6 protein-coding genes are annotated in these 5,233 nt (G+C 60.6%); 5 read left to right on the top strand and 1 reads right to left on the bottom strand.

Features of this window, described 5'->3' with window-relative positions; genetic code table 11:
- The 4 genes from AAC083_RS15565 to serA form a co-directional block, all read left to right on the top strand.
- Nucleotides 1–924 (top strand): Na+/H+ antiporter NhaC family protein (locus AAC083_RS15565; RefSeq protein WP_108537065.1); only part of this gene is annotated, 924 nt, incomplete at its 5' end.
- 156 nt (nt 925–1,080) lie between these two features.
- On the top strand, nt 1,081–1,680 hold the full coding sequence (locus tag AAC083_RS15560) for a 5-formyltetrahydrofolate cyclo-ligase (protein ID WP_108537064.1): 600 nt from the start codon (nt 1,081–1,083) through the stop codon (nt 1,678–1,680).
- Between the two features lie 240 nt (nt 1,681–1,920).
- A complete protein-coding gene (gene rpiA / locus AAC083_RS15555; protein WP_108537063.1) occupies nt 1,921–2,574 on the top strand; it encodes a ribose-5-phosphate isomerase RpiA in 654 nt (217 codons plus the stop codon).
- 264 nt (nt 2,575–2,838) lie between these two features.
- Nucleotides 2,839–4,071 carry a phosphoglycerate dehydrogenase gene (gene serA, locus AAC083_RS15550; protein WP_042035536.1) on the top strand — a complete coding sequence of 411 codons (1,233 nt, stop codon included), beginning with the start codon at nt 2,839–2,841 and terminating at the stop codon, nt 4,069–4,071.
- Nucleotides 4,072–4,165: 94 nt separating this feature from the next.
- Here serA and AAC083_RS15545 read toward each other — a convergent pair whose 3' ends face one another.
- Entirely contained in the window at nt 4,166–4,546 is a 381-nt protein-coding gene (locus tag AAC083_RS15545; RefSeq protein WP_108537062.1) for a diacylglycerol kinase, read from the bottom strand.
- Between the two features lie 153 nt (nt 4,547–4,699).
- Here AAC083_RS15545 and AAC083_RS23210 point away from each other — a divergent pair.
- Nucleotides 4,700–5,233, top strand: a 534-nt coding sequence (locus AAC083_RS23210; protein ID WP_258224717.1) for a 3-deoxy-7-phosphoheptulonate synthase, incomplete at its 3' end; no start/stop codon positions are given.

Below are 5,233 nucleotides of genomic sequence, written 5' to 3'. Positions count from 1 at the left end.
ATCGGGGCCGTGGCACCCGTGGCCCTTGGCGTTGCCCAAGCCACCGGGATCGATCCCGTGCTGATGGCCGGCACCATTCTCTCCGGCGCCATGTTCGGCGATAACCTCTCCATCATCTCCGACACGACCATAGCGGCAACCCGCAGCCAGGGCTGCGAGATGAAGGACAAGTTTCGCGAGAATTTCAAGATTGCCGCCCCCGCCGCCATCGTAGTGATCCTGCTCTATCTGACCCTGGGATCCGTGGGAGATGCCCCCGCCACGACAGCCCATGCGGATCTGTTCAAGGTGATGCCTTACCTGCTGATCCTGGTGCTGGCCCTATCCGGCATGAACGTCTTCATGGTGCTGGGCATTGGCATACTGGCCGCTGGCGCTGTGGGCATGGTCAGCGGTTATCCGCTGGGCCAGTTCAGCAAGGACATCTATCAGGGCTTTACCAGCATGCAGGAGATCTTCCTGCTCTCCATGCTGATCGGGGGTCTCGGCACCCTGATGGAACGCCAGGGCGGGCTGGCCTGGATCAGCGAGCGGATCAGTGCCCTGATTGCCCGCTTCACCCGCCAGCACGATGGCGAGCAGAACGAGAGGGCGGCCGAGCTCGGCATCGCCGGCGTAGTGGGACTGACCAACCTCTGTACTGCCAACAATACCGTGGCCATTATCGTCGCCAGCAAGGTGGCACGGGAGCTGGCGGAGCATCACGGCGTCACCCCGCGCCGCGCCGCCTCCATGCTGGATATCTTCTCCTGCGTGGTACAGGGGTTGCTCCCCTGGGGCGCCCAGGCGCTGCTGCTGGGTTCCATCTTCGCCCTCTCTCCGCTCTCGGTGGTGAGCATGAGCTTCTATCCCATGGCCCTGGCGTTGGCGGCTATAGTGGCCGTGTTCGTCAAACATCAGATGGCCAAGAGCTCTGACAAGTAATTACATCCGCTGCCGGGCGGGGCATGGAATCCTGCCCGGCGGCCCATTTCAAATAGGGCTGGTCGCACTGTTCATCCCCCGCCAGCCTTGTTAAGGTAGCCCAGCCCGTTGCGGCAACCCATCTGCACCACACAGGTGCACACAAGAGGAGCCCCCATGCCGGATGATACCCAGCCTGAAAGACAATCCCTGCGCCAGCTCATCCGCCAGCGCAGAAAGAGCCTGAGCCAGGCCGAGCAGCAGGCCGCCGCCCAGCAGCTGGTTGCCCAGTTCAAGCAACATCCGGAGATCCTGGCCGCCAAACGCATCGCCCTCTATCTGGCCAACGACGGTGAACTCAATCCCCTGCCCGCCATCCACTGGCTGTGGGCCCAGCAAAAGGAGGTCTACCTGCCGGTGCTGCACCCCTTCACCCCGGGTCACCTGCTCTTCTTGCGCTATACCGCCACCAGCCCCATGACCCGCAATCGTTACGGCATCGCCGAGCCTGAGCTGGACATGTCCCAGGTGGTGCCTCACAGCACGCTCGATCTTATCTGCACCCCGCTGGTGGCATTCGATGCCGGGGGCAACCGGCTCGGCATGGGTGGCGGCTATTACGATCGCACCCTCGCCTGCTGGCATGAACACAGGCTGGGCCCAAAGCCGCTGGGGATCGCCCACGACTGCCAGCAGGTGGAAACGGTACCGCAGGAGGAGTGGGACGTGCCGCTGCCGCAGATCATCACCCCCAGCCGCTGCTGGCAATTTCCATGACCACCGGGCAGTCGGCCCGCCCTGACTGCCAGCCCCTGTCTGTCTTGGCTTTGGCCTGCTCCCTGTTGCGCTCGATACCGTCACTTCCGCCCATCCCTCTGGCCCACCCGGGCGACAGGGCTCAATAAACAGGCAAACGATTTACATCTTGGGGATTTTTGGACCGGAACGTGAGCGCTGTGGTCGCTCTGAGGGGGATGCTTGGATATAATGCGCCCGCTTTTTCCCAAAGGATCCATCATGACTCAAGATGAAATGAAGAAGGCGGCCGGTTGGGCTGCGCTCAAGTACGTGGTTCCCGGCACCATAGTCGGGGTAGGCACAGGCTCTACCGTCAACCACTTCATCGACGCGCTGGCGACCATGAAGGGCCAGATCCAGGGGGCCGTATCCAGCTCTGTGGCCTCCACCGAGCGCCTCAAGGGCCTTGGCATCCCGGTGTTTGACCTCAACGACATCGATGCCCTCTCCGTCTATGTGGATGGTGCCGACGAGATCAACGCCACCCGCGACATGATCAAGGGCGGTGGCGCGGCCCTGACCCGCGAGAAGATTGTCGCCGCCGTGGCCGACAAGTTCATCTGCATCATAGATAACACCAAAACCGTGGACGTGATGGGCCAGTTCCCGCTGCCGGTGGAAGTAATCCCCATGGCCCGCGAATACGTGGCCCGCGAGATCCGCAAGCTTGGCGGCAATCCGGTGTGGCGTGAGGGGGTGGTGACCGACAACGGCAACATCATACTGGACGTCAAGGGAATGGCCATCAAGGATGCCAAAGGGCTGGAAGTGCAGCTTAACGCCATTGTCGGTGTGGTCACCAACGGCCTGTTCGCCCATCGCGGTGCCGATGTGGTGCTGATCGGTACGCCGGACGGCGTGGTTACCCAGTAACGCCGACGAACGGGGGGACGCTGTTTGGCATGCCACCCAGGGTCATGCCCCAATATCGCCCCCTGAATGGATGACGGCGCCTGATGGCGCCGTTTTCATTTATCCCTCAATGAGTTGCAAACTGTGGTTTACAACTATCGTTGAAAACTTCAAAGAATTTGACTTTCGTCACAAATATTCCTTCTCCCAACCGTTTTTGTTACTTTACGGTTTTCTTCACACACCATATCTGCACTCATTCTTTGCATACATAAAGGGATCGTCATGACTGCCAAGTTTTCGCTGGACAAGGATAAGATCAAGGTACTGCTGCTGGAGGGAGTCCATCCCAACACGGTGGAAACCTTTCGTGCGGCCGGTTACACCAGCGTGGAGTACCTCAAAACCTCCCTGTCGGAAGAGGATCTGATCGAACGCATTCGTGACGTGCATTTCGTGGGCCTGCGTTCCCGTACCCAGCTCACCGATAAGGTGCTGGACGCCGCTGGCAAGCTGGTCGCCATCGGCTGCTTCTGTATCGGCACCAACCAGGTCGACCTCGATGCCGCCCACCTGCGTGGTATCCCCGTCTTCAACGCCCCCTTCTCCAACACCCGCTCGGTAGCCGAACTGGTGCTGGGGGAGATACTGCTGCTGCTGCGCGGCATCCCGGAGAAAAACGCCAAGTGCCATCGCGGCGTGTGGGAAAAACTGGCCAACCGCTCGGTCGAAGCCCGTGGCAAAAAGCTTGGCATCATAGGCTACGGCCACATCGGCACCCAGCTCGGCATCATCGCCGAGAGCATAGGCCTGAAGGTCTACTACTACGACATCGAGAACAAGCTCTCCCTGGGCAACGCCATCCAGGTGCCGAGCATGGTCGAGCTGCTCAATATGTCGGATGTGATCAGCCTGCACGTACCCGAGACGGCCTCCACCAAGGATCTGATCGGTACCGAGCAGCTGCGCATGATGAAGCCGGGCGCCATCTTCATCAACGCCTCCCGCGGCACAGTGGTAGATATCAATGCGCTGGCTGACGTCATCAAAAGCGGCCACCTCGCAGGCGCGGCCATCGACGTCTTCCCGAGCGAGCCCACGTCCAACGACGAGGAGTTTCTGACGCCGCTGCGCGGCCTGGACAACGTGATCCTGACCCCGCACATCGGTGGTTCCACGCAAGAAGCCCAGGAGAACATAGGGTTGGAGGTAGCCAACAAGCTGGTGAAGTATTCCGACAACGGCTCCACCCTCTCCGCCGTCAACTTCCCAGAGGTCTCACTGCCGGGCCACAAGGGGTCCAGCCGCCTGCTGCACATTCACCGCAACCAGCCGGGCGTCATGAACCAGATCAACCAGATCTTCGCCGAAGAGGGGATCAACATCGCCGGTCAATACCTGCAGACCAGCAGCCATATCGGTTACGTGGTGATCGACGTGGAGACGGAGCACAGCGAGAGGGCGCTGGCCAAGCTCAAGGAGATCAACGGCACCATCCGCGCGCGGATCCTGCACTGATGCCCTGAGCCCCAACGCTCGGCCAACAAAAAGCCCGTCTCGATGACGGGCTTTTTTATGCTAGAAGCGCCAGGAGGAAGGTTGCTCTGGCCACCTACCACCAGCCCAGCAGATTGCGGCCTACCAGGGCGCCCCACACCAGGGCGTTGAGGGCCAGGGCGATAAAGACGGCGGCGGAGCCGAGATCCTTGGCGCGGCCCGACAGCTCGTGATGCTCCGAGCCCACCCTGTCCACCACGGCCTCGATGGCGGAGTTGAGCACCTCGACAATCACCACCAGCCAGCTGATGACAATGAGCAGCAGGATCTGGTTGAGGGAATCCCCGAGCCAAAAGGCCAGTGGCATCAGCAGCAGGATCAGTATTAGCTCCTGCCGGAAGGCAGCCTCGTTGATCCAGGCTGACTTGAGCCCCTTCATGCTGTAACCGGTTGCATTGATGATGCGGGTGACCCCGCTTGCCCCTGGCTTTGCCACGCTATCTACCTTATTTGGAATCGTTTGGGGATTCACATCCTATCAGAGCCCCACAAGGTTTCAATCGGGGGGTTTTTGCTTTATTTTATCCCTTTGCATTTTCGGCACGCCGTCGAGCAACAGCCCACGCCACCCACTCGAGAATTGAGTCGTATGTCCATTCACACCGATGAATTGCGCACCCGTCGCCTGGAGTCACTGATCACTCCAAGCGAGCTCGCGCACGCCTTCCCTATCAACGACACCATTGCCCAGAATCTGCTGGATGCCCGCCGCGAAGTGGAAGCCATTCTGGCCGGTGAGGATCAGCGCCTACTGGTCATCGTCGGCCCCTGCTCCATCCATGATCCGGCCGCCGCCCACGCGTACGCCCGCCGCCTCAACATCCTGCGCGAAGAATATAAAACCAGCCTGTGCATAGTGATGCGCACCTACTTCGAGAAGCCGCGCACCATAGTCGGCTGGAAGGGGCTCATCAATGATCCACGACTCGATGGCAGTTTCGACGTCAACGAAGGGCTGAAACTGGCCCGCAAGCTGCTGGTCGACATCAACGAGATCGGCATGCCCACCGCCACCGAGTTCCTCGACATGGTGACCGGCCAGTACATCAGCGATCTCATCACCTGGGGCGCCATCGGCGCGCGCACCACCGAATCCCAGGTGCATCGCGAGATGGCCTCCGCC

Origin of the sequence: Aeromonas sp. HMWF014, assembly GCF_963878295.1 — a bacterium.
Lineage (GTDB): Bacteria > Pseudomonadota > Gammaproteobacteria > Enterobacterales > Aeromonadaceae > Aeromonas > Aeromonas popoffii.
The sequence above is the reverse complement of the archived record's forward strand: the minus strand, read 5'-3'. Positions and strand labels throughout refer to the sequence as shown.